This is a genomic window from Protofrankia coriariae (assembly GCF_001017755.1).
GTDB classification, from domain to species: domain Bacteria; phylum Actinomycetota; class Actinomycetes; order Frankiales; family Frankiaceae; genus Protofrankia; species Protofrankia coriariae.
The window spans coordinates 37,349-60,549 of record NZ_JWIO01000006.1; the positions used below are offsets into that span (position 1 = coordinate 37,349).

The following is a 23,201-nucleotide window of genomic DNA, read 5'->3' on the forward strand; positions in this document are numbered from 1 at the left end:
TGGCCGGTCCCGCCGGCCAGGTAGCCGCTCGCGCCGAGCAGGTGCAGCAGCTCGCGGTCCGCGTCAGTGATCTGCTCGTGCAGCCGGCCGAGGGTGTCCTCGGTCCGCTCGCCAGCGCTGGTAATCACAGCGCGGATCTCCAGGTGTTCCAGCAACACGTCGGCCAGCGCGCCCTTGACCAGTTGTTGCTGCAGCAGCACCGAGCTGCCCACCGTACGGCCCGCGAGGTAGGTGACGCAGGCGTCGCGAAGCCCCTCGGACAGGCCCAGCCGCAACCAGAGCAGCCCGCGCAGCCACAGCGTGCGCGGCTGCGCGGAGGCGGAGAACGCGCCGACGTGGCCGGGCTCGCGCGAGTGACCCAGCATCGCAACCGGCCCGCCGGGCAGATCCACGACGCCCAGAGTCTCCAGCTCGACGTGGTCCTCGGTGGTCATACCGTCCACCCACAGCCGGCTCGCCTCGCCGGCCAGCGCGGCCGGCATCACCGCGTGTCCGCCCGGCCCACAGGGGATCAGCCCCGGCAACAACGCCTCACGCAGGGCGGCCAGACCTGGAGCCAGCCCTTCCTCGCGGGCCGTCCGGTGGCAGCGCGCCCAGAGGCCGGGGTCGAAGCCGGTCCGCACCACCGTGGTCATCGAAATCCTCTGAAGATCACGCACGCGCTCACGTCACCACGGGCCGGATCCGCGTCCACCAACACAGTCAGCGAGCCTGGCCGGGCTGGCTGGCCGAACCGGGTGGCCAGCGCCGACCACAGCCCGCTACACGGAAATCCGTTGTCGATCCGAGTGACCCGACCGAACTCGGCCGGCACCTGCCCGGTCTCGACTCCCGGGCCGGCCAGCACCTCGACCGGCGTTCCCCCAACGCCGCCGGGCAGCGCCTGGCCGATCGCCTGGCCGATCGCCTCGGCCACCGCACCGGACAGATTCGTACGCCGAGCCCCGGCGACATGGCCGAACGACATGCTGTCACCGCCCTCGCCAAGCACCAGGGCGACCCCGGCATCGCCGGCCGGGGCAACCCCTGGCGCCAGGTCGTAGGGCAGGGTGGACTGGTCGAGCACGAGCACCACCGCTCGGCGCAGGCTGTGCCGGGCGGTGTACGCGCCGGCCAGCCGCAGGGCGGTGAACGGCGTGCATCCACCGTTCTCCGACACCGCGAAGGAGAGCAGCACGCCGGGCAGGTCAGACAGGTAGGTGGCCGCGGCGTACCGGCAGTCCAGGTCCGGGGTGGCGTGCGCGACCACGGCAACGCCGAACGGATCCGGTGCCGGGGCCAGCCCGTCGACCAGCGCGGCGGACATGGCCGCGAAGGTGTTGCCGCGCGACCGGGCCGCGACGTCGGCGCGGTAGGTCATACCGTAACCGCTAGTCAGGTCGGTGAAATGCCGCTCGGAGAACGGGTCGTCGATGCGCCCCCCGCCGGGCCCGAACTGGCGGTGGGCAACCTCGACCAGCCCGAGCCCGGCCATCCGGCCGCCGGGGGCCGGCGTTACCGGTGCCGCCGTCGCGTACACGTCAGTCACCCGTCTCCGACACGACGAAGTCGGCAAGCGAACGAACCGTCTCGAAGTGGCCCATCTCCAGGTTGTCCGTGTCGAACTCGACGTCGAGTGCCTCCTCCAGGCGCATGAGCAGCTCGAACACGCCGGTGGAGTCAAGGCCGAGCTGATCGAACAGCCGGGAGTCCTCGGTGATCTCCGGCAGGTCGTACTCCAGAATCTCGATCAGCGCCGAGGAGATCGCGGCGACGATGCGGTCTCTGCGCACGGTCGTCGCGGTGGCCGTGTCTGTCATGGGACAGTCCCTTCGTCTCAGTTGCCCCGCAGCTCAGTTGCCCTGCTGCTCGGTCGCCCCACGGCTTCAGTTGGCCCGCGGCATGGCCACCGCGGTCAGGTCGGGCAGACGCTGCTGGCGGAGCAGGTCCTCCGGGCGGTCACGCTCGCGGACGAGGTACGGCTGCCCGCAGTGGACGAGCACCTCGGCGGGGTGGCCGTGGCTGAGGAAGAACACCGGTGACGCGCTGGGGCCGTATGCGCCGGACCGGAGCACGCCGATCAGATCGCCCGGCCGCACCGGCGGCAGCTCCACCTTCTTGCCGAGGGTGTCGTTCGGAGTACACAGTGGGCCGGTGACGTGCCAGCTCTCCGACGCCGGCTCGTCGATCCGGTTGAGCAGCAGCATCGGGAAGTTGCGCTTGACGAACGATCCGATGCCCACCGCGGCCATGTGGTGGTTGGTGCCGCCGTCGGCGACCGCGAACCGCTCGCCGAGCGAGGTCTTGGTGTACTCGACCCTGATCACATAGGTACCGGCCATCGCGGTGAGGTACCGGCCCAGTTCCATGACCAGTCGGGTGCCCGGGTGCCGGGTGGCGAAGTCACCGACCACCGGGTTCATCCTGGTGGCCAGCGCGGCAAGATCGAGATCGTCCTCGCCGTCGAAGTAGGCGATGCCAAGGCCGCCGCCGATGTCCACCAGGTCCAGCGGGAAGCCCAGCGTGGCGGAGATCCGCTCGGCGAGGTCGAGGATGCGCTCGGTGTTGTTGGCGACCGCGTCCGCGTTCAGGATCCGGGTGCCCATGTAGGCATGCACACCCATCAACCGCACACTCGGATGCCGTTCGGCCAGATCAGGGGTGGCCAGCAGCTGCGCCTCGTCGATGCCGAACTGCCGGGCCCTGCCACCCATGGTCAGCCCGGAACCCTTCACCTGGAAGCTCGGGTTGACCCGCAGCGCGACCGGGGCGATCATTCCACGCTCGCCGGCCAGTTCGTTGATCGTGGCCAGCTCGCCGAAGGACTCGCAGACGATCGTGTGTACGCCGCGCTCCAGGCAGGCGACCAGTTCGGCGCGGCTCTTGCCGGGGCCAAGAAAGATGATGTCCTCGCCGGCCACGCCGGCACGCAGCGCGGTGGTCAGCTCGACCATGGAGGACACCTCGGCCCGCGCGCCGCGTGAGTGCAGCAGGGCGCAGACCGCGATGTTCGGATTGGCCTTGAGCGAGAAGAACACCTCGAGACGAGGGTGCATCACGTCGAGCAGCGTGGTCAGCCGCCCGATCAGCTCGTCCGAGTCGTAGACGTAGAGCGGGGTACCGAAACGCCGTGCCAGCTCGGACACCGTGACGCCCTGCACGTCGAACTCGGTCATGACGGAATCCCTTCGGCAAGCCGGGCGGTGACCGCGGCATCGATCACGGCCACCTCGGCGGCGGTGTCCGCGATCAGCAGGCCGTAGAGCCGGCCGTCGAACGGCCCTTCCGCGCGGGCGCCGGCGTTGACCGTGGCGAAGTTGTTGACCAACAGGCCGCTGCCACCCACCCCGGACAGCAGCAGGCCGTCCAGCAGCCGGGCGGCGTCGGCGAAGCCGAGCGGTTCGGCGAGCCGGAGCGGGTAGTGCCTGGCCATGGCCACCCGTCCGACGCCGAGGAACCGTTCCTGCAGCAACACCTGGTAGGTGGACATGTTGTTACGCGCGTTGATCTCGATCACCGGGTAGAGCCCGCCGGCCGGATCGGTCAGCGCGTCCACCCCGACCACGCCGAAGTAGCCGTCCTCGGCCAGCCGCTTGCCCAGCAGGTCGGCGCACATGGTCAGCTGGTCCACGTGCGCGCCGGACAGGTCCGCGGGCATCCAGTGCCCCTTGTGGACCCCGTTCTCGGTGATCGCTTCCTTGACGAAGTCGAAGCTCACCGAGCCGTCGCGGCTGACGGTGAACTGGTAGTTGAGGTCGCTGGCCTTGTCCACCCAGTCCTCGAGCACGAACGCGATCCGTTCGTCGCCGCGGCGGTGGACCCGATCGGCGATCATCCGGTATGTGCGGTCGAGCCGGCGCTCGCTGTCCAACACGGCGATGCCCTTGCCGGAGACGCCGAACGCCTCCTTGAGCACCACCCTGCGGCCGGTGGCCAACAGTCCGCGCGCCCATTCGACCGCGGCGGCCAACTGCTCCAGCGTGTCGCAGGCCCGGCCGTCCGGCTGGCGCAGGCCGAGTTCGTCGGCGAGCCTGCGGCTGTACACCTTGCTGTTGACCGCTTTGCACACCAGGGCGCTCGGAGCGGCCAGCGTCAGCCCGGTGGCGGCGGCCAGTTCCTCCTCCACTTCGGACACCCCGTGCACCGCGATCGACGCGTCCAGCGTGGACAGCCGTGCCAGCAGCTCGTTGTCGCGCAGTATGTCCTCGGTGACCGTGCGCTGCGGGTCCTGCTGGGACACCACGTGCACGGTGGGCAGTTCGAGCCCGAGGGCGCGCAGGTAGTCCACGTAGGCGGGGTCCGGCGCGGTCTTGAGCACCACGTGGTCGCCAGCGGCGGCCAGCAGCATGGCGAACTCGTCCATCCGGTTCACCACTGCGGTGCCCGCGGCGGCGGAGAACCGGGGCAGGGTGTGCTCGCCGCGCGCCCACTGCTCCTCGACCTCGAAGTTGCCGAGGAGGACTACAGCCGCGTCCGGCGAGCCGACCAGCGCCTTCCTGAGCCTTCTGGTGAAGCCCGTCATGACACTCCTCAGTGCTGGAAGACCATCCCTCAGTGCTGGAAGACCATCGCGGCGAACGTCTGGCCGAGCCCGGCCGAGGTCATCAGGTAGTGGTCACCAGGGTTGAGCAGGCCGCGGTCGGTAACCGTCCGGTAGTTGATGAACGGGTCGGCGCAGAAGCAGTGCCCGGTGGCGGCCAGGTTGTCCAGAAAGATCCGCTCCTTGGGCAGGCCGAGCTTGTCCGCGGCCACCGTCCAGGACACCCGGTTGACGTTGTGCGGCAACACCAGCGCCAGGTCGGCCACTGTGATCCCGGCCTGCGCGGTGGCGGCCCGCACGACATCCTCCAGGGCGTCCTGGTAGATCTGCCGTGCCTGCCTGGCCACGTCGGGGGTCATATCGATCATTCCGTCCGGCCGGCCGTGGACACGGGCCGCGTAGCCGGTCATCCGGTCCCTGGTGCCGCCGGCGCTGACCAGCACCGCGGCCGTCCCCTCGCCCATGATCGAGACATCGGCGACCCACTGAGAGAACGGGGTGAAGGTCCTGTCCCCCGCCAGGATCAGCGCGAGCCCGTCCGGGTCGCCGTCCGCGGCCAGCAGGGTCGCGCACACGTCAAAGGCCAGCAGCCCGGTGGCGCATCCGTGGTCGGCGACGGAGAAGGTGGTGGCGTTGGTCAGGCCGAGCGCCGCACGCACCTCCTGCAGCGGGCTGTGCGGGTAGGGCGCGGTGGTGCGCAGGCCCTTGGCCCGCACCAGGTAGCGGACCCGCTCCTCCTGGCCGGCCAGCTCAGTCAGCTTGTCGGCCGCGGCCCGCAGCAGGTCGGTCTCGGACTCCTCGGCGGACTTGCAGATCTCGGAGAGCCCGTAGAGCCGGGTGAACCGGCGCACCTGGAGATCGGTCAGCCCGAGGGGCTCCTTCAGGTCGACGACCTTGATCGTCTCAGGCAGATGACTGGACACCGCGACCAACGACGTCATAGCGGGGTCGGCCTCCTCCTCGCTCGCGCTACCGTGGCGTTCTGCGTTCAGGCTTGTCCGTGCGGCTGACGCTCCACTGACGCGCTGGTGACATGCGGTAGGCCCCAGATCTGATCACGCATGTCCGGCCGGGGTGGTTGTGTATCTTCAGCAAGGTGCCGGCAGCACGGTGCGGGCGGGCAAGCGGGCCGGCGTCGTGCGGCACGGGCGGGTGGGGCCGTGGTCAGGACGCGACGGTCAGACCCGGACCGGTGAGATAGTCGGCCAGCTCGGGGGATTCCGCGGGGTGTTCGATCATCCAGGCCCACACCTGCGGAATCGTACGTGCGTACTCGCAGTAATATTCACGTAAAGTATTTACCAGTACACTTACCGTATTCAAATGCAGTGATCCCTTACGCCACACCAGAAGCAGCTGGCTGCGCGGCACGCTTGACACGCCGACCAGGGCGACCTCGTCAGTCGCCCCGGTCGGCGGGGTCAGCGCGACCGCGTTGGCGTCGCGAACCCAGGCCATCGCCTCGGCATGCCCGCCGACGTAGTGCAGTACGTTCGGAATCTTCTGATCGAATCGACCGAACAGGTACTCCTCCACCGGGTGAAACCAGTTCCCGCGCACACGCCTGACCCAGTTCAGGTCACTCAGCGACGACTCGGTCAGCACGGGCTGGCCGGCCAGGCGGTGCCCGCGAGGCAGGGCCACCCAGACCGGCTCACGCGCTATGATCTCCATGGTCAGTCCGGGTTCCAACAGGGTGCCCGGCGTGATGCCCTCCAGCCAGGGCACCAGCGCGACACTCAGCCCGCCACTGATCACCGCGGCCATACCGGCCGCCGGATCCATGGTCACGGTTTGTACATCCAACTCGGGCAGCGAAGCCCGCAGTGCATCACGGAGAGTAACAGGAGTCCATTCGGCATTGCCGATACGCAACACCTCGGACGGGGGCGACGACGCCTCGGCCATCACCGCGTCGGCCCGGTTGGCCAGGTCGACCAGCATCGGGATCAACCTCTCGCCCAGCGGAGTCGGAGTGATGCCGAAGCTGGACCGGACGAACAGGTCGCCGCCAATTGCCTTCTCGATTCGGCGGAGCTGGTAGGTCAGGCTGGGCTGCGGCAGGGCGAGCTTGGCCGCCGCCTTGGAGATGCTCCCGGACTCGGCGATCATGGCAACCACACGAGCATGCCGGATCTCCAGATTCATGGCACCCCTAGTCCGTTCATGGTCCCCCGAGCCCCCGCCCAGCCGAGCACGCTCTCGCGCGATCAGCCGGTTACCAAGGGATCCCAATCTCCAAAGTACCGCATCGCGAACATTCCAAGCAGGTCTCAGCCGATCCTGCGGGAAAGCCTTTGTGGGTCAATGGGACCGCCCTACCCGACCAGGCTAGGCTTGACGTGGCTACCATCCGATCGGCGATGATCCACCAGTAAATCGCACATAGGCCTGAGCCGTTCGGGCCGGACCAGATGCTACATCCGGACGAGAATTACGATCACCTCCCGTAGTGCAGCAGTCTAACCAGGGGAGCAAAACACTGTGGCCACATCCCGCATCGCGGTGGACGATGTCGTGCGCCTGGATGCCGTCCGAAAGGTCTACGGCAACTCCCGGACCGGCGTCGTCGCACTGGATTCAGTGTCGATCGGCTTCCGCCGCCACACCTTCACCGCGGTGATGGGCCCGTCGGGTTCCGGTAAAAGCACCTGCCTGCACTGCGCGGCCGGACTGGACACCCCGACATCGGGATCGGTGACCCTGGACGGCCGAGAGATCACCAAACTAGGTGAACGCGAGCTGACTATTCTGCGTCGCGAAAGAATCGGGTTTGTTTTCCAAGCGTTCAATTTGCTGCCCGCGCTCACCGTGGTGGAGAACATCGCGCTGCCGGTGCGCCTTGCCGGCCGCCGGCCCAGACGAGGCGCGGTGGACACGGTGCTGGAACAGGTCGGGCTCAGCGAGCGCCGCAAGCACCGGCCCGGCGAACTGTCCGGCGGCCAGCAGCAACGGGTGGCCATCGCCAGAGCACTGATCACCCAGCCTTCGGTGATCTTCGGCGACGAGCCGACCGGCGCGCTGGATGCCTACACCGCCCTGGAAATCCTCGACCTGTTGCGGCAGGCGGTCCGCAGCGGCGGCCAGACTGTTGTGATCGTCACTCACGACCCTGTCGTTGCCGCGCATGCCGACCGGGTGGTGTTCCTGGCCGGCGGCCGGTTCGTCGGCGAGATCCTTGAGCCGACGGCGCAGGTGCTGGCCGAACAGATGATCAAGCTCGGTACGCAGGGCAGGACACCGGCGGGGCAGGTGTCCTGATGCTGCTACTGGCCCTGCGGACCCTGAGATACCGCGCCGGCGGCTTCGTCGCGTCGTTCGTCGCGCTGTTCTTCGGCACGGTGCTGGTGATGGCCTGTGGCGGTCTCATGGAGACCGGGATCCGTACCGCGGTCCCGCCACAGCGACTGGTCGCCGCCGATGTCGTGGTCACCGGCGACCAGTCACATCCGGAACCGATCCGACTGGACGCCACGCTGGTGACCAGGATCAGGTCGGTGCCCGGCGTCGCCGATGCCGTGCCGGACGTGTCGTTCCCTGCCGCGCTGCTGCGCGACGGCATGCCGGTTACCGATGGCGACCAGCAGATCGGGCACGCCTGGGCGTCGGCCGCGCTCGGTCGATACGGGATCCGCGACGGCGCCGCGCCAGCCGAACACGAGATCGCGGTGGACACGGCAACCGCGACGCGGGCCGGCGTCGGGGTCGGTGACCAGGTCGACGTCGTGGTACGCGGTACCCCCGCGCGGTTCCGGGTCAGCGGCGTGGTGTCCGCGGACCAGATCATCGCGGGCGCGTTGTTCTTCGCCGAACCCGACGTCGCCAGGATCGTGCCCGCGGGTGACCAGGTGGACGCGATCGGCGTGCTCGCCGCGCCGGGCTTCCAAAGTGGACAGCTGCGCGACGCGCTGGCCACAGCGCTGAAGGACACGCCCACGACGCTGTTGACCGGGGACGAGCGCGGCCTGGCCGAGTTCGCCAGCGCCGCGGACGGCGGCGAGACGATGATCGTGCTGGCCGGTGTGTTCGGCGGGCTCGCCGTGCTGGTGGCAATCTTCGTGGTGGCCAGCATCCTGGGTCTCTCCGTGCAACAACGACAGCAGGAGATGGCGCTGCTGCGGGCGATCGGCGGCACACCTGGCCAGCTGCGCCGGCTGCTGCTCGGCGAGACCATGATGATCGGCCTGCTGGCCGCCGCGGCCGCGTACCCGTTCGGTAGGCCGGTTGGGCGATTCCTGTTCGACCAGTTGGCCGACGGCGGTGTGGCTCCTCCGGCGATCGTGTTTCACCAGGGCTTCGTGCCGACGCTGGTCGGCTCGGCGGTGACCATGCTGACCGCGCTGCTCGCCGCCTGGGCGGCCGGCTGGGCCGCGGCACGCACCCGGCCGACCGAGGCGCTGGTCGAAGCCGGCCTGCAGCGGCGCTGGGTGAGCTGGCCGCGCATCCTGTTCGCGGTGCTGTTCCTGGCCGGCGGAATGGCCCTGACCCTGGTGACCGCACTGGTGATGAAGGGCCCGGTCGCGGCGAGCACGGCCGGCCCGACCGCCATGTTGTGGGCCACTGGTTTCGCGCTGCTCGGCCCCGGCCTGACCCGGGTGATCGTCCTGGTGCTGTACGTGCCGCTTCGTGCGATGTGCGGGCTCTCCGGCCATCTTGCCCTGCTCAACGCGAGAACACGGCGGATCAGGACGGCCGGCATGATTATGCCGATCATGCTTGCCACCGGCCTGGCCACCTCGTTGCTGTATCTCCAGACGTCCCAGTCCGAGGCCGCCGATCGGGCCTACACGGAGAACCTGCGCGCCGACGCCGCGCTCGTCTCCACCGCCGGCGGCTTCCCGGTCAACCTGGTGCGGTCGGTGCGCACGCTGCCCGGTGTCGGCCAGGCCAGCGCGGTGGTGAACAGCGAGGGATACCTGGAAAGCGAGGAGGTTGCGGAGACCGGCTACCGGGAGACCGTGCCGCTGCAGGGCATCACCGCCGACGGCGCGGACCGCACCGCCCCGGTCGCGCTGACCGCGGGCACGCTGGCCGATCTGCGTGGCGACACAGTGGCGCTGGCCACGACAAGCGCGCGGCACTTCGGTTACGAGCTCGGCGACACGGTGCCCCTGTGGCTGGGCGACAACACCAGGGTCTCGGCGAAGGTGGTCGCGCTGTTCGCCGCGCGCCACGGGTTCGAGACCATGCTGGCGCCCGCCGAACTTGTCGCCCCGCACACCAGAACCGGTCTGGCGCAGGAGATCCTGGTACGCGCCGCTCCCGGCGTCGCGCCGGGCACGCTCATCGCGACTCTCGCCGACTTCGCCGCCGACCATCCCGGCCTGCGTGTGGCCGGCCAGGACACCCTGCGCTCGGCACACGCGGAGCAGGAGCAGACCGGTGTGTGGATCAACTATCTGCTGGCCTTTATGATCATCTGCTATACGGTGATCTCGCTGGTCAACACCCTGATCGTGGCCACCGCCGAGCGTCGCAGGGAGTTCGCCGTACAACGCCTGATCGGCACCACCCGCGGCCAGGTTCTGGGCATGATGAGCGCCGAGGCGGTGCTGGTGGTCGTCGGCGGCATCATCCTCGGCACCCTGGTGTCGATCACCACACTGGTACCGTTCAACCTCGCGCTCAGCGACTCGCCGCTGCCGCACGGCCCACTGTGGATCTACCTGGCGGTGACCGGATCAGCCGCCGCGCTCACCCTGCTGGCCACCCTGCTCCCCACCCTCTACGCTCTGCGCACCCCACCCGTTGCCGCGTCAACCACCCCGTGACATCGTCCGTCCAGGTCCGTCCAGCACGCGTTGGAACACAGGGCGAACGCCGGAACAGGGCAGGAGACACGTCCTCGAGCAACACGGCTGGACGGGCCGGAGGGGTCAGGCGAATCCACGTGGTTTGCGGATCACCAGTTCGCCGGCGCTCGGCCCGTCCCCGGCACGAATCCGCAGGTCAGCCGCAACCGCCGACGTGGCCTTCGTCGGACGAGCGGCCCAGGCCCACCGTTCCGGCGCGTATCGCGGGCAGGCCGGTGGCGGGGACGAGACGGGCACGCAGCTCGGCGGCGAAGTCGGCCAGGCGTTCCACACCCCAGTACCGGTTGAAGCCGTTGACGAAGAACGGGACGCCGAACACGCCGTCGCGGCAGATCCGCTCGAGGATGGCGCAGCCGTCCGCGCGCAGATCAGGATCGTCCGCGGCGGACGCGGCGGCGTCAGGGTCCACGCCGATGGACGCGGCGATCTCGGCGACGATGGCACGGTCGCAGATGTCACGGCCCTGCTCCCAGCGCGTCCGGTACGTGGCGGCCACGTACTCCCGGCCGAGGCCGGCACGCTCGGCCACCAGGTAGGCCAGGTGCGGGATCTCCCACACCGGAGCCCGGTCCACCGGCCAGGCCAGCGGCACGGCAGCCTGCCTGGCCAGCCGGCTGACGTCCTGCAGGATGTAGAGGTGTTTGGCCCGCGACATCGCCGAATAGGGGAACGTGCCGGTCAGCGCGGCGGCGCTGCGTTCGTCCGGCTCCCAGAACGGGACCCATTCGACGAGCTCGGCAATGTCCGGGTATTCGGCGAGCAACCGGCGGTAAGCCAGCCAGGAATACGGACTGCGCAACGAGAAGTAGAACCTCGGGGTGCGGGCCTTGGTCATGGAAAACCCCTAGAGAGTCAGACCGCCATCGACGCCGAAAGCCTGGCCGGTGATATAGGTGGACCGGTCGGACACCAGGAACGACACCAGGTCGGCCACCTCCTGCGGGCGACCGAACCGTCCGAGCGGGATGCGCTCGGTCATCTTTTCGACATGCTCGTCGGACAGACCGCCGAGCATGTCGGTGTCTATGAAGCCGGGCGCGACCGCGTTGACCCGGATGCCGTAGGGGCCGACCTCCCTGGCCAGTGCCATGGTGAACCCGATGATGCCGGCCTTGGACGCCGAATAGTTGGTCTGTGTCGCGTTGCCGTACACACCGGCCACCGACGACATGGTCACCACCGCGCCGGCCCGCCGCTTCATCATGGAGAAAACCGCGGCCTTGCACACGTGATATGTTCCGTCCAGGTTGACCCGCAGCACGGCCTGCCAGTCGTCGTCCTTCATCAGCACCAGCGGATTGTCCCGCACAATGCCGGCGCACGACACGACCGCGGCCAGCGGGCCGAGTTCACCCTCAGTGGCCCTGACGAACTGGCTGACCGCACGGCGTTCGCCCACGTCAACTTTTTGCAGGTACACCGCCGCACCGGCGGCGGACGCCTCCTTGGCCACCGTTTCCGCGGCGTCCTGACTGGACACATAACAGAACGCCACGTCGAAACCGTCGGCGGCAAGACGGGTCACCACCTGATGCCCGATACCGCGCGAGCCTCCGGTCACCAGCGCCACCGGGCGCCCGGTCGGGGACATGGTCACTCCTTCGTCTCGAGCCGCAGCATGTCGATCGTGCGCGATGCCAGGGTGAACTGGCCGACCCGGACCACGGTGACGCCGTCCACCTCGGTGCGACCGGTGAAGATCGCCGCATCGTCGACCGCCCGGACCAGTTCGACGTGGTGCCGCAGCACACTCCCCGGATACACCGGGTGCGGCAGCTCGACCCTGCGGATCCCGGCGAGCAGTTCCACCCGCCCGGTCAGCACGTCCGGGTTGGGTTCGGCCCAGCGGGCCAGCAGCACCGCGGCCTGTGCCCATGACTCCAGCAGCAGGCTCACCGGATACGCGTAGGCCTCCGGCGCCGCGTACTCGTCCAGGTCCGCGAAGTGCGGTTCGCGGCTGGTAACCGCCTTGTAGGCCACCAGGCTCCTGCCAGGGTCCACTTCGGACACACCGTCGAGCAGCAGGACCGGGAACCGGTGCGGGATGATTCTCTTGATCTCCGCAACACCGATCATCGCTCACCTCCCTGGTAGCTCAGCCGCCTGATAACTCGGTCGCCTGACAGCTCAGCTGTCTGACTAGCTCGGTCGCCTGATAGCTCAGTCGCACGTCTGCCACCGGGCCGACCGCGGTGGCTACCGTGGCCACGCAACGCAGTTCACCGTTGTCCACGGCCAGTGACGCCTCGATGGCCAGCTCGTCGCCGGGGAACACCGGCCGGTGGAACTTGGCGCGCTCCACCGCCACCGGACGTATCCCGGCCTGCGCGGTGGCCGCCCGCACCGCGGCACTCACGTACTCGACCAGGAAAAGCCCTGGCAGCAGGGCGAATCCCCGATAGTGACCAGCGAACACCGGGTCGGCCGGGTCGATGGTGGCGCGCGCGGACAGCCCGGTCGGGCCGGACCGCACCATCCTCATCACCTGCGCACTCACGACCGCGCCACCGACAGCAGTGCGCAGCCCACCGTCGCGCCGTCCGGGTCGACCCCGGTGACCAACGCCAGATCTCCCGGCTCGGCCACGGCCAGCGCCGTGGCCAGCTGGAAGCTGGTCGCCGCCGCCGAGGTGTCACCGATCAGCCGCCGACAGCTCACCCAGCGCGCTCCGTCGCCGCCGAGCGCGTCGCGTACCGCGGCCCGCTCCACCGCGCCGAACTCACCGCCATCGTCCACTCCGGACACGATCCGAACGGACTCCGGCGCCGCGCCGGCCGAGGCGAGCGCACCGCGCACGCACCCGGCCAGCGCCGTGCCGGCGTCGGCCGGGGCGCCGAACGCGCCGAACCTGATGGCCAGCACCGCGGCCAGGGGGGTCCGGCCGGCCTCGGTCGCGCCGCGCGCCGACTCCAACAGCACCGCGGCTCCGCCCTCACCGAGGGCGCCGGTGCCGCTGACACCACCCCTGGCGTGAAACTCCAACCAGGCCCGCTGCCGCGAGTACTCCTCGACAGAACCGCACAGCGCCCGGGCGCACCGGCCGGCCCGGTAGATCCTGGCCGCGTAGCTCAGTGCGAGCAGGCCGGTCAGCCAGCCACCGGAGATCGTGGTGTTCGGTCCCCTGATTCCGTGCCAGATCGCGCTCTGCCCGGCAGCCCGGTTCATCACCGTGTTGGGAAACTGTGCCGGGTCGACATGGTAGGGCTTCTCGCCGGTGAGCGAGTCCCTCGTGAAGTCCATGATGGACTGCACGCTGCCATGCCCGGTGCCGAGAACCAGGCCGACCTGCTCCGGCTGTCCGGTGACCGCGGCCCCCGCCTCGATGATCAGCTCGCGTACCGTGGTGACCGCGATGGCGGTGGCCCGGTCCATCGACCGGGTGCCCTTGTTGCCCAGCGCGCCGGCCGCGGTGAATCCGGGTATCAGCCCGGCCACGGCGTACGGGCCGGGCAGCCACGCCTCGCCCAGCGCGCCGGTCGCGGGCCGGCCGGCTCGTACGCCATCGTCGAACGCGGCTCGGCCGACCCCGTACGGGGACACCGCGGTATAGGCGGATATCACGAGCTGCCCGGCGCTCCTGACCAGCGTGCCCGGTGTGGACGGCTCCGCAGTGGTCACGCCGATCCCCTGCCGCTGCGCGAGCCGGGCTTGCCGGCGAGCGCGTCGGCCAGCCGGTCGTCGAAGTCGACGAGGCTCCAGTCCCGCCGGTTTCTGATCACTGCCCAGCCGTGGGTGATCCGGCCGGTCGCGGTGGGCACCAGCGTGCCGTCGCGCAGCACGTAGGAATCCGTCCGCGCGGTGAAGGTGTAGCGCTTGAACACGTTCTCCACGGTGAAAACCGTGTACAGCTCCTCCTCCATGTTCGCCTCACCGACGAAGGTGATTCGGGAGTGTGGCACCACCGGGATCCAGTTCTGCTCGTCGAGCAGCTTCTTGATCGACACGCCGCGGTCGGCGACGAACAGGTCGAGGGTCTCCTCCATCTGGCGCAGGTAGCCGGACATCTGCACACGCTCGGTGAAGTGGCAGTAGAAGTACGGCATCCGCCACACCCAGGCGTAGGCGTTGCGCCCCGCGGTCAGCGTGTCCAGCGGGTCGGCGCCGTTCAGGACGATCGGCTCGATGAGACCGCCACGGCCAAGCGCGGTGACCACGTAGGGCGCCAGCGCGGCCGGCACCTGCTCGGCCGGCCAGCCCCTCGGGTCCAGCCGCAGTGACACGGTCACCTTCGACTTCACCGCCCTGACCACCGCTCCGTCACGCACCACGCTCAGCTCGACGGCGAGGCGCAGCCCCGGTCCGTCGCCGGCCGCCTCCCGCACGGTGGCATCGGCCACGTCGTCGATGTGGAACGCGGTGAGGATCTTGGTATCCAGGTCGACGATGTCCACGCACAGGCCGTAGCGCTCGTACAGCTCGCCGGCTGGAAAACCTCGCTGCCGGAAGTGGTCGAGTACCGCTTCCTCGACCATGTAGTTGACATGCTTGAACCCGATCCAGGTGCAGATGTTCGAGCCCTCGTAGCGGGGCCTGATCTGCACGCTGGTGGACACGCTGGTGGAATGGTCGGCCACGGTGGTCGGGGTCACGTCAGCTCCAGGTGTGGGTCGTCGGGTACTCGAATGTGCGTGCAACCGCTGACCAGCCGCGCCACCCGGTCCGGCTGTTCCAGCATGGGAAAGTGGCCGCAGTCGGCGAACAGGGTGAACCGGCCGTCGGGCAGGGCCGCGGCCAGCCGGCGCCCGTCGTCCGGCCGCGCCGCGATGTCGCGGTCTCCTGTGATCACCAACGCCGGGACGCGCACCGCGGACAGGTCGAGGAACGGGGTGCGCAGATACTGCTGGAACCAGCGCATCCAGCCGTAGGGGCCGACCTGTTCACGCATCTGGCCGGCCATCCACGCCCTGCGCCGCTCGGAGAACCGCGCGGTCTCGCCGAGCCGCAGCGCCTCCTCGAACATCAGATGGAAATCGTTGAGGTAATGGGAGATCGCCGTCCAGTCGAAGTCCTGTGTCGACGGCCGGTAGAACGGGCTGATCAGGACGACGGCCGACGGGTCCAGCCGCCGCGCGGCCAGCGCCTCGAGCAGGACACCGGCCGAGTACGAGTGGGCGACCACCACGTCGAACGGGCGACCGGCCGCACCGGCCGCCACGGTGCTCACCAGCGCGTCGTCGCAGTCGTCCCGGTGGCTCCAGGTGCCGTCGGCCAGCGCGTGCCACGGCAGCTCGGCGTCCCAGGGCTCCACCTCGTCGCCGAGGCGGTCGACCACCTGGTCCCACACGGCCGGCCGGCCCGCGAGTCCGTGCAGGAACAGGATTCTGACCGCGTCCGACCGGGTGGCCGGACGCCGGCAGACCAGGCTCACACCAGCTCCCGGTACCTGCCGAGCACCAGCACCGCGTTGTTCCCGGCGAACGCGAGCGCGTTGTTCTGGACCACGTTCAGCTCGGCCTCGCGCGCCTGGTTCGGCACACAGTCCAGTGCGCACTCCGGGTCGGTCTCGTTGTGGTTGACGGTCGGCGGGATGAAGCTCTCGTGCAGGGCGAGGGCGCACGCGGCCGAGGCGAGCGCGCTGGCCGCGCCCATGCTGTGCCCGAGCATCGACTTGATCGAGACGGTCGGCGGCGGAGCGTCGAACACCTGCCGGATCGCCCCGACCTCGGTGGTGTCGTTGGCCTTGGTCCCGGTGCCGTGCGCGGAGATGAAGTCGACCTCCTCCGGCTTGATGCCGGCGTTGCGGTGGGCCAGCTCCATGCACCTGGCCAGGCTGTCCTGATCCGGCGCCACGGGGTGGTGCGCGTCGCAGTTGAGGCCGTAGCCAAGCACTCTGGCGTAGATTCGCGCGCCGCGGGCCCGCGCCGAGGCCAGGCTCTCCATGACCAGGATGCCGGCGCCCTCGCCGGTGAGGATGCCCTTGCGGTCCCGGTCGAACGGCTGGCACACCTGTGGCGCAATCGTGCCGAGCCGGTAGAACCCGGTGAAGGTCTTGCGGCACACCGCGTCCGCGCCGCCGCACAGCGCAACGTCCACATCCCCGCCGCGGATCGCGTCGAACCCGTAGCCGATGGCGTAGTTGCCGGCCGCGCACGCCGTGGGGATGGTCACCGCCTCCACGTCGGTCAGGCCGAGCTCACGGACCACGCTGGTGGCCAACCGGCTGGCGGGATACCGGCGAGCCATGGTGGTGTCCAGCGATTCCGGACCGTGCCGGAGCTGGTGGCCGGTCAGCGTGTCCAGGTCGTGCGACTCGCCGTCGGTGGTGCCCACCGAGACCAGCGTCCGCCGACCGCGCAGCTCGTCGGACGCCAGCCCGGCGTCGGCCACCGCCATCCTGGCCGCGGCCACGGAGAACTGGCTCGCACGGCCGACCTCGGCGATGTCGATGCGCTCGATCCACTCCGCCGGATCGAAGTCGGTGACCTCACACCCGTTTGCGTACGCGAACCCGCTCACGTCAAACGCGGTGATCGGCTTGACCCCGCTGCGCCCAGTGAGCAGACCGGCCAGGAAGTCGGCAACGCCGATGCCGATGCTGGTTACCACACCCAGTCCGGTGATCACCACGTCGTGCTGCTCGTCCACCGCGTTCACCGTGTCCTCCAAGTCCTCGTCACTGGCCGGTGGGGTCATCGGCTACCGCCTGGCCGCGGCCTCGTCGACCACCGCGATGACGCTCTCCAGGTTGACCATCCTGACCAGCTCGGCCTGGTCGATCTCCACATCGAAGGTCCGTTCCAGCGCGGAGAGGATCTCGATGGCGCCCAGCGAGTCGGCTCCGTGGTCCTCCTTGAACCGACTGCTAGCGGTTATTTCCGACGGTTCGATCTCCAGGATTTCGCAGACGATTTCCTTGATTTTCTCGTAGCGCTCGTCGGTTGTCACAGCAAAGTCGGCCGTGGTCATTTTCTTCCTCCTGTTTCAGGCTTGGAGAGCTGTTTCGATCAATCGGACAACGCGCCGCCGAAACACGTTCTCCCGTGTTCGGGCGACGACCCGGTCGCCCGGGGCGCACGGTCCGGAGCCATCGGCCGGAATCGCGGCGTGTGTCTCACGCGGCCGGGTGCCAGGGTCGATGCCAAGTTTGTCGGCCAGCCGCCTGCCGATCACATCCGACAGCGCAACTCCGTGTGCGGTGTCGGCCGCTTCTCTCCCCGGCTAGCCGAGCATCCGGTCCTGAACGAGAATCGCCTGGTAAAGCTGGCGCAGCGCACGGCCGGGTTCCAGCCCGAGTTCGTTGGCGAGTCGCTTGCGGGCGTGATGGAAGACTTCGAGCGCCTCGATCTGCCGCCCGTCGCGGTAGAGCGCGAGCATGAGCTGTTCACTGAACCGCTCCCGCTCCGGATGCTCGGCGGTGAGCTGGCGTAGTTCAGATACCACACCGCGCTCGGCGCCTACCGCCAGCTTGGCCGCGATCAGGTCCTCGCGAGCTCCCAGCCTGCGCTCATCCAGCCTGGCCGCCTCGATTCGACAGCGCAACCCGTCGCACACGTCGAACAGGGCGGGCCCGCGCCACAGCCGCAGCGCCTCCTCCAGCAGCTCGATGGCCTCGTCCGGACGGTTTCTCCCCTTGACCGACCCTCGTTTGGCCAGGGAGAGAAACCGATGGGCGTCAACGGAGTCCGCCGGCACGACAAGTTGGTAGCCGCCGCCGACCGTGCGCACCAACTCGTCGCCGGGGCGGCCGGTTACCAGTTCCAGAAGCTTGCGCAGACGCAGTATGTTGGCCTGCAGGGCATTACGTGCGTTGCCAATTGGCTTGTCCGCCCAGATCTCGTCGACGAGCTGGTCGAACGGTACCGCCGTACCCGGCGACAGTGCGAGCAGTGCGAGCACGGTACGCACTCGCCGCGAGGCGATCGAGGTCCGCTGGTCGCCGGCGACGAGAACCAGCGAACCAAGAATCTGAATCTCCATGCCAGTGTGCCCCCATCCCGAAGGACAAACCCGGTTGGATCTGCAAGAAGTCTCTGGCGGAGTATTTCTGGCCGGCCACCGCCGCCCGACATGAGGAAATCCCTGACCATCCGTCGGGGCAAGGCTAGCCAACTGATCTCCAGCACGTCTAATATCATCCGACCACGACTGGTTATACCTGCCGTGATATGGGGTAATTCCAGTGAAACGCCACGGTAACCCGCGTCAAACCCATAGATCAAATACTACCCGGAGTAACCGACGACAGAAGTCGTTCGAGGCGGCGAATTATGAGACGATCCTCCAACGATAGACGCTCCCGCCATCCCGGGCCAGACAACGGACAGTAGCGAAGATAGCGGCCAGGTAGCCGTAGAAGTCGATGACGACACCGTTATTCGTGGTACAGCCTGCCGTAACCGTTCATTCATTCACGGGCGTATTTGTATACCCGACGTTTACCGACCTGGAGCAGGGACCGGCACGCGGAACCGCTCCCAGAAGGATTCGAGCGGGACGGGCAGGCCACGGGGACAGGATCTTCGACAGTCACAGAGTGTCGAGAATTCGATGATCAGTGGATTTCGCCTGTCCCGCGTCAGGCGCTCGTCAGGTCTCCGTCGCTGGTTGCTCTCATCTTGCCGTCTGATCCTTTTTAGTCACGTTTCGTAACTGATGGCGCGCTGGGTTGCTGTCAGGCGCAGCCGCGGGGCCCAGCCGTTCAGGCCTGGCCCCGGAGCCGGGGCCGCACACGTCAGGCGTGAATCAGGCGTTCCGCGTGATCGGCTTCTTCCGGCGCGACCTTGCTGTGCCGGGTGGCGCGTAGCTGCCATCGGCTGGTGGCGCCGTCCGGGCCTCGCAGGTGGCCTCCGGCCAGGGCGGTGTCGATGCGGTGCCGGACAGCGCCTTCGTCTTCCGGGTCGGCCGCGAACAGGATTCGCAGGTGCACCTCGCCGTCCGCCCGGGTCGCCTCGCTGTGATGCGGCGCGAGCGGGCACGGCGGCTCGTGATCCCAGCTACCGCACAACGCCACCGTGACGGCCGCGCCCGGCGCCCGTATATCGGCCTCGGACGCCAGGACGAGGACCGCATCATGAGCGAATGCCTGACGCATGGAGCACATGGCATCCAGTGTGGTCGGCCCGGCCCGGTGCGGGTTCCGGGTGGGCTCGGGCGTGGGCCGCGTCAGCGGAGGATGCCGGTGTGGCCGAGGGAGTAGCGGCCGGGCTGGGGCCAGACGCAGGCGCCGTGCGGGCCCGGGCCGACCCTGATCCGGGCCAGCAGGCTCCCGTCCCTGGTGGAAATCGCGTAGACCTCGCCGTTGTAGCGGCCGGTCAGCCACAGCACCGACCCGTCGGCGGACACCCCGCCCATGTCCGGGCTGCCGCCGTCGGGAAGCTGCCATTTCTGCCGGACCTGGCGGGTCGCGAAATCGATGACGGAGATGGAGCCCTCGCCGCGGTTCGACGCGTACATCACGGTCGCGTCCCGGCTCGGGTAAAGGCCGTGCACGCCCTTGCCCGTCGCCAGAAAACCAACCTTCTGGAAGCGCACCGGGTCGATGATGTGCAGGCCGTCCGCCATCATGTCGGCGATGTAGAGCAGCTCGCCCCGCGGGTCGAGTTTGATGTCCTGCGGCATGCCACCGACCGTCAGGTAGCCGACGACCGAAAGCGTCCGCAGGTCGACCTTGACCAGCTTGCCGGAGAACTCGCAGGTGGCCACGAAGAACGAGTCGTCGGCGGCGAAGTCGACATGGTCGACGCCGGGGCAGTCGACCTTCACCTGGGTGCGCAGCTCCCAGGTTTTCGGGTCGTAGAAGTCCAGTCGCTGCAGCGCCTCGGCGACGACGACCGCATATTTCCCGTCCGGGGTGAAATACATGTTGTATGGGTCGGCGACGGGGATGTTCGACCCTTTTATCTTCCCGGTGACCGGGTCGAGCGGGGTGAGGCTGTTACCCGCGTTGTTGGTCACGTACAACGTCGACAGGTCCCACGACGGGACGACGTGCTGCGGATTACGGCCGGTCACGAAATGGTCGACCACCTTGAAGGTCGTCGGGTCGATCACGTCCACGGTGTCGCTGTCGCTGTTCGGGACGTAGACGAGTTGCCTGGCCCCGCGGACGGCCGGGCTGAGCTGGTTCGCCCCGGCGGCGGCGTACACGTTCACCGGTTCGGCCCCGCTACCCCCGCCGGCGGCGGCCGACGGCGACAACGGCGACGACGGCGGGGTTCCCGGCAGCCCCGAAGCCCTCACCGGAGGCAGGGCGGGCCCGGACGGCCCGGCTTCCTCACCACAGGCCGCGACTACCCCGAGCCACAACGCGGCGATAACCACCAGGCGCACTGCCCGTGACGATCGGGCGTCGCGGTACGTCCACACAGGGCATGCTCCGATTCCGGCGGGTTCGGGGAGGACAAGCGTAGGGGCGTCCGTCTTGGTGACACTCGGCCGCATAGGGAGGCTATCCAGCCAGGAAGGTGCGGATGGACAGCACCCCATCACGGAAAGTTGTCAAATCCGCCGATTCCGTGTGGATCCGTACATTCCAGCGCCACGTCCAGGGCCGCGCACGGGCCATTTCCGCTACTGATGGTGATTGCGCTCGGCGGGGCGGCGGGGACACGAGCCCGCTGTACGGCGTCGCCGCTCCGACCGGCCTCGGCCGGCGCCTTCTCGTGGGCGACGTGCGCGGCGCCCGTCAGCGGCTCCGCGCCGACTGCCCGGGCAGGACAGCTCCGTCGGCCGGCTGGCTCGGGACGTCCACGACTTCCCGCCTGCTCCGGGGAGCGCGCAGCACGGTGACGGCGAGCAGGAGGCCGAACGCCACGCATCCCGCGCCGGTGAGCACCCCGAGACGGCAGCCGCCGGTGAACGCGGCAAGCTGGCTGTGGCCGTCGGCCAGGAGGCTGGCCGTCCGGTTGCTGGACAGTGTCCCCAGCGCGGCCAGGCCGACCGCGGCGGAGATCTGCATGGAGACGTTGACGATCCCCGAGGCCAGGCCGGCGTCGGCGGGCGCGACCTGGGCCACGGCCATGGTCAGCAGGGGCATGAAGACCGCGCCGGTCCCCAGCCCGACCAGGACGAAGGCGAAGAAGAGCCCCGGGAAGTAGTCGACGTGCTCGCCCCCGAGCGACCAGGCGAGCAGCAGCAGTCCGGCGATCATGGAAATCAGCCCGGAGACGAGAACCCGCTCGGGCCCCCAGGCGGACACGAGCCGGGCGGTGATCCCCATGGAGAGCACGGCCACCATGACGGTCTGTGGCAGAAACGCAAGCCCCGTGTGGACGGCGTCGTACCCGAGGGCCTGTTCCAGGTACAGCGCCCCGAAGAAGAACACCCCGTACATGCCGGCGGCCACGACCGCGCGTACGGCGCTGGAACCGATGAGGCTGCGCAGCCGCAGGATCCGTATCGGAACGAGCGGGTTCGACGTGTGTGACTCCCGGACGGCGAACGCGCCGAGCAGCGCGACCGTGACCGCGCCGAGGCCAAGGGTGTGCCCCGACAGCCAACCGTACTCGGCCGCCTGCACGATGGCGTCGATGCCGATCAGCACCGCCGCGGTGACCAGAACGGCACCTGGCAGGTCGGCCCCCTGCCGCAGGCCGCTGCCGGGACGTTCGGAGATGAACGCGGCCGCGGCCGGCAACGCGAGCAGGCCGATCGGGATGTTGATAACGAAGATCCAGTGCCAGCCCAGAGCCTGCGTGAGGGCACCGCCGAGCAGCAGGCCGAGCGAGCCGCCGCTGACGGTGACAAGCAGGTAGACGCTCATCGCCCGGGCCCGCTCCTGCGGCTGCGGGAAGTCGGTGACGATGAACGCGAGGATGGTCGCCGACGCCAGCGCCCCGCCCAGGCCCTGCGCGAAACGGGCGGCGATCAGGAACGCCTGCCCGTCGCTGAGCCCGCAGGCGGCCGAGGCGGCGGTGAACAGCGCTATGCCGGCGAGGAAGACCTTCTTCCGGCCGACGAGGTCACCAAGCCGGCCGGCGACCAGCAGGAAGCTGCCGTAACTGATCATGTAGGCGTTGACGACCCAGGTGAGGTTGGCCTGGCTGAAGTGCAGATCGTTCTGGATGACCGGCAGCGCGACGTTCACCACGCTGGAGTCAAGAATGATCATTAGTTGCGCCGTGAGGGCGACCAGCAGGGCGAGCCATCGCCGCCGCGAACGGGAGAGCGTGACCGGAGCCGGAACGATGATGTCGCTCATGGAATAGTCACTATATCGTTGATTATCAAAGAAGCAATATTGACCCCGCAATGATAAGATCGTTGGAATCATGAGCGTCGCCGCAACCACCTCAGGGTCGATCGTCCTGTTGACACGCCTCGCCCGGCGCGTGTACCGGGAGGCCACCGACGACGTGCTCGGCATGACGCTCAAGCAGTTCGTGGCCCTCAACCATCTCGGCGAGGACACCGGCGTCCCCCAGCGGCAGCTCGGCGACGTGCTGTGCCTGGACGCGAACAACCTCGTGCTGCTCCTCAACGAGGTCGAGCGCCTGGGCTGGGTGGAACGCCGGCGCGACCCGGCCGACCGCCGGCGCCACCTTGTGTATCGCACACCCGCCGGCAGCGGCGCCATCATGGCCGCCGAACGCGGGATGGACGCCGTCGAGGACAGGATCCTCGACACACTCAGCCCCCAGGAACGCGCAACCCTGCGCCTCCTGCTCGCCGCCGCGCTGGCGGAGGGTACGCCGTCCCACGACTGACGGCGACCACACGCGATCGACCGTGATCGGTCGAGGCTGGTCAGCAACCAGTACACCAGCCACGACACCGGACAAGGCGTGAGACGGCCACGCGTGGCGCCTTCGGCGAGCCGCGACGGTCTCGACCACCAGCGGCCGGGCCGACTCCGGGCCGCCGGGTGACCGGCCAGTTAAACGGAAGCAAGCTCCGCTTAACTGTTACGATCCGGAGGGCAATTCCGCTTG

General features: G+C 68.8%; 23 protein-coding genes. 3 read left to right on the forward strand and 20 right to left on the reverse strand.

The window, feature by feature from the left end:
• The 7 genes from FrCorBMG51_RS05525 to FrCorBMG51_RS05555 all read right to left on the reverse strand — a co-directional run.
• Positions 1 to 635 (reverse strand): hypothetical protein (locus tag FrCorBMG51_RS05525; protein ID WP_200902343.1); only part of this gene is annotated, 635 nt, incomplete at its 3' end.
• On the reverse strand, positions 632 to 1,519 hold the full coding sequence (locus FrCorBMG51_RS27940; RefSeq protein ID WP_052914352.1) for a hypothetical protein: 888 nt from the start codon (positions 1,517 to 1,519) through the stop codon (positions 632 to 634). The genes FrCorBMG51_RS27940 and FrCorBMG51_RS05525, both read right to left, overlap by 4 nt.
• A 1-nt stretch (position 1,520) precedes the next feature.
• Entirely contained in the window at positions 1,521 to 1,799 is a 279-nt protein-coding gene (locus FrCorBMG51_RS05535) for an acyl carrier protein (RefSeq protein WP_047222033.1), read from the reverse strand.
• Between the two features lie 66 nt (positions 1,800 to 1,865).
• A complete protein-coding gene (locus FrCorBMG51_RS05540) occupies positions 1,866 to 3,155 on the reverse strand; it encodes a type III PLP-dependent enzyme (RefSeq protein WP_047222034.1) in 1,290 nt (429 codons plus the stop codon).
• A complete protein-coding gene (locus FrCorBMG51_RS05545) occupies positions 3,152 to 4,501 on the reverse strand; it encodes a preATP grasp domain-containing protein (protein WP_086055271.1) in 1,350 nt (449 codons plus the stop codon). Before FrCorBMG51_RS05545 ends, FrCorBMG51_RS05540 begins: the two co-directional genes overlap by 4 nt.
• Positions 4,502 to 4,530: 29 nt before the next feature.
• On the reverse strand, positions 4,531 to 5,460 hold the full coding sequence (locus FrCorBMG51_RS05550) for a 3-oxoacyl-[acyl-carrier-protein] synthase III C-terminal domain-containing protein (RefSeq protein ID WP_047222036.1): 930 nt from the start codon (positions 5,458 to 5,460) through the stop codon (positions 4,531 to 4,533).
• Positions 5,461 to 5,683: 223 nt separating this feature from the next.
• The gene (locus tag FrCorBMG51_RS05555) at positions 5,684 to 6,667 is read right to left on the reverse strand and encodes a LysR family transcriptional regulator (RefSeq protein WP_047222037.1); all 984 of its coding nucleotides are present in this window, start codon (positions 6,665 to 6,667) and stop codon (positions 5,684 to 5,686) included.
• Positions 6,668 to 7,003: 336 nt separating this feature from the next.
• Between FrCorBMG51_RS05555 and FrCorBMG51_RS05560 the strand changes: the two genes are divergently transcribed.
• Positions 7,004 to 7,780, forward strand: a complete 777-nt coding sequence (locus tag FrCorBMG51_RS05560) for an ABC transporter ATP-binding protein (RefSeq protein ID WP_235433341.1) — start codon at positions 7,004 to 7,006, stop codon at positions 7,778 to 7,780.
• A complete protein-coding gene (locus FrCorBMG51_RS05565) occupies positions 7,780 to 10,290 on the forward strand; it encodes an FtsX-like permease family protein (RefSeq protein ID WP_047222038.1) in 2,511 nt (836 codons plus the stop codon). Before FrCorBMG51_RS05560 ends, FrCorBMG51_RS05565 begins: the two co-directional genes overlap by 1 nt.
• A 178-nt stretch (positions 10,291 to 10,468) precedes the next feature.
• Here FrCorBMG51_RS05565 and FrCorBMG51_RS05570 read toward each other — a convergent pair whose 3' ends face one another.
• From FrCorBMG51_RS05570 to FrCorBMG51_RS05630, 13 genes are all read right to left on the reverse strand, one after another.
• Complete coding sequence (locus tag FrCorBMG51_RS05570) at positions 10,469 to 11,167, reverse strand: 2-hydroxychromene-2-carboxylate isomerase (protein WP_047222039.1); 699 nt, start codon at positions 11,165 to 11,167, stop codon at positions 10,469 to 10,471.
• A 9-nt stretch (positions 11,168 to 11,176) separates the two neighbouring features.
• Positions 11,177 to 11,923 carry a 3-oxoacyl-ACP reductase FabG gene (fabG, locus tag FrCorBMG51_RS05575; RefSeq protein ID WP_047222040.1) on the reverse strand — a complete coding sequence of 249 codons (747 nt, stop codon included), beginning with the start codon at positions 11,921 to 11,923 and terminating at the stop codon, positions 11,177 to 11,179.
• A 2-nt stretch (positions 11,924 to 11,925) separates the two neighbouring features.
• Positions 11,926 to 12,408: a 3-hydroxyacyl-ACP dehydratase FabZ family protein gene (locus tag FrCorBMG51_RS05580; protein ID WP_047222041.1), complete on the reverse strand. Its 483-nt coding sequence runs from the start codon at positions 12,406 to 12,408 to the stop codon at positions 11,926 to 11,928.
• Between the two features lie 19 nt (positions 12,409 to 12,427).
• Positions 12,428 to 12,808, reverse strand: a complete 381-nt coding sequence (locus FrCorBMG51_RS05585) for an ApeI family dehydratase (RefSeq protein WP_052914354.1) — start codon at positions 12,806 to 12,808, stop codon at positions 12,428 to 12,430.
• Positions 12,809 to 12,825: 17 nt separating this feature from the next.
• Positions 12,826 to 13,950, reverse strand: a complete 1,125-nt coding sequence (locus tag FrCorBMG51_RS05590) for a beta-ketoacyl synthase N-terminal-like domain-containing protein (protein ID WP_200902344.1) — start codon at positions 13,948 to 13,950, stop codon at positions 12,826 to 12,828.
• Entirely contained in the window at positions 13,947 to 14,921 is a 975-nt protein-coding gene (locus FrCorBMG51_RS05595; protein ID WP_047222043.1) for a thioesterase family protein, read from the reverse strand. The genes FrCorBMG51_RS05590 and FrCorBMG51_RS05595 overlap by 4 nt, the downstream gene beginning before the upstream one ends.
• Entirely contained in the window at positions 14,918 to 15,700 is a 783-nt protein-coding gene (locus tag FrCorBMG51_RS05600) for an alpha/beta fold hydrolase (protein WP_047222044.1), read from the reverse strand. Before FrCorBMG51_RS05600 ends, FrCorBMG51_RS05595 begins: the two co-directional genes overlap by 4 nt.
• The gene (locus FrCorBMG51_RS05605; protein WP_083730803.1) at positions 15,697 to 16,965 is read right to left on the reverse strand and encodes a beta-ketoacyl-[acyl-carrier-protein] synthase family protein; all 1,269 of its coding nucleotides are present in this window, start codon (positions 16,963 to 16,965) and stop codon (positions 15,697 to 15,699) included. Before FrCorBMG51_RS05605 ends, FrCorBMG51_RS05600 begins: the two co-directional genes overlap by 4 nt.
• A 3-nt stretch (positions 16,966 to 16,968) precedes the next feature.
• Positions 16,969 to 17,238, reverse strand: a complete 270-nt coding sequence (locus tag FrCorBMG51_RS05610; RefSeq protein WP_047222045.1) for an acyl carrier protein — start codon at positions 17,236 to 17,238, stop codon at positions 16,969 to 16,971.
• Positions 17,239 to 17,490: 252 nt separating this feature from the next.
• A complete protein-coding gene (locus FrCorBMG51_RS05615) occupies positions 17,491 to 18,249 on the reverse strand; it encodes an AfsR/SARP family transcriptional regulator (protein ID WP_086055272.1) in 759 nt (252 codons plus the stop codon).
• 754 nt (positions 18,250 to 19,003) lie between these two features.
• Positions 19,004 to 19,363 carry a hypothetical protein gene (locus FrCorBMG51_RS05620; protein WP_047222046.1) on the reverse strand — a complete coding sequence of 120 codons (360 nt, stop codon included), beginning with the start codon at positions 19,361 to 19,363 and terminating at the stop codon, positions 19,004 to 19,006.
• A gap of 71 nt (positions 19,364 to 19,434) precedes the next feature.
• Positions 19,435 to 20,424: a YncE family protein gene (locus FrCorBMG51_RS05625; protein WP_235433342.1), complete on the reverse strand. Its 990-nt coding sequence runs from the start codon at positions 20,422 to 20,424 to the stop codon at positions 19,435 to 19,437.
• 532 nt (positions 20,425 to 20,956) lie between these two features.
• Positions 20,957 to 22,471, reverse strand: a complete 1,515-nt coding sequence (locus tag FrCorBMG51_RS05630) for an MFS transporter (protein ID WP_047222048.1) — start codon at positions 22,469 to 22,471, stop codon at positions 20,957 to 20,959.
• A 70-nt stretch (positions 22,472 to 22,541) separates the two neighbouring features.
• Here FrCorBMG51_RS05630 and FrCorBMG51_RS05635 point away from each other — a divergent pair, with 70 nt between their 5' ends.
• Complete coding sequence (locus FrCorBMG51_RS05635; protein WP_047222049.1) at positions 22,542 to 22,976, forward strand: MarR family winged helix-turn-helix transcriptional regulator; 435 nt, start codon at positions 22,542 to 22,544, stop codon at positions 22,974 to 22,976.
• Positions 22,977 to 23,201: the final 225 nt, after the last annotated feature.

Excerpts from the sequence above, each read along its gene's own strand:
- FrCorBMG51_RS05535 (WP_047222033.1), bottom strand. The coding sequence starts at position 1,799 with ATGACAGACACGGCCACCGCGACGACCGTGCGCAGAGACCGCATCGTC.
- FrCorBMG51_RS05540 (WP_047222034.1), bottom strand. The coding sequence starts at position 3,155 with ATGACCGAGTTCGACGTGCAGGGCGTCACGGTGTCCGAGCTGGCACGG.
- FrCorBMG51_RS05545 (WP_086055271.1), bottom strand. The coding sequence starts at position 4,501 with ATGACGGGCTTCACCAGAAGGCTCAGGAAGGCGCTGGTCGGCTCGCCG.
- FrCorBMG51_RS05550 (WP_047222036.1), bottom strand. The coding sequence starts at position 5,460 with ATGACGTCGTTGGTCGCGGTGTCCAGTCATCTGCCTGAGACGATCAAG.
- FrCorBMG51_RS05555 (WP_047222037.1), bottom strand. The coding sequence starts at position 6,667 with ATGAATCTGGAGATCCGGCATGCTCGTGTGGTTGCCATGATCGCCGAG.
- FrCorBMG51_RS05565 (WP_047222038.1), top strand. The coding sequence starts at position 7,780 with ATGCTGCTACTGGCCCTGCGGACCCTGAGATACCGCGCCGGCGGCTTC.
- FrCorBMG51_RS05570 (WP_047222039.1), bottom strand. The coding sequence starts at position 11,167 with ATGACCAAGGCCCGCACCCCGAGGTTCTACTTCTCGTTGCGCAGTCCG.
- fabG (WP_047222040.1), bottom strand. The coding sequence starts at position 11,923 with ATGTCCCCGACCGGGCGCCCGGTGGCGCTGGTGACCGGAGGCTCGCGC.
- FrCorBMG51_RS05580 (WP_047222041.1), bottom strand. The coding sequence starts at position 12,408 with ATGATCGGTGTTGCGGAGATCAAGAGAATCATCCCGCACCGGTTCCCG.
- FrCorBMG51_RS05585 (WP_052914354.1), bottom strand. The coding sequence starts at position 12,808 with ATGGTGCGGTCCGGCCCGACCGGGCTGTCCGCGCGCGCCACCATCGAC.
- FrCorBMG51_RS05605 (WP_083730803.1), bottom strand. The coding sequence starts at position 16,965 with ATGACCCCACCGGCCAGTGACGAGGACTTGGAGGACACGGTGAACGCG.
- FrCorBMG51_RS05610 (WP_047222045.1), bottom strand. The coding sequence starts at position 17,238 with ATGACCACGGCCGACTTTGCTGTGACAACCGACGAGCGCTACGAGAAA.
- FrCorBMG51_RS05615 (WP_086055272.1), bottom strand. The coding sequence starts at position 18,249 with ATGGAGATTCAGATTCTTGGTTCGCTGGTTCTCGTCGCCGGCGACCAG.
- FrCorBMG51_RS05620 (WP_047222046.1), bottom strand. The coding sequence starts at position 19,363 with ATGCGTCAGGCATTCGCTCATGATGCGGTCCTCGTCCTGGCGTCCGAG.
- FrCorBMG51_RS05630 (WP_047222048.1), bottom strand. The coding sequence starts at position 22,471 with ATGAGCGACATCATCGTTCCGGCTCCGGTCACGCTCTCCCGTTCGCGG.
- FrCorBMG51_RS05635 (WP_047222049.1), top strand. The coding sequence starts at position 22,542 with ATGAGCGTCGCCGCAACCACCTCAGGGTCGATCGTCCTGTTGACACGC.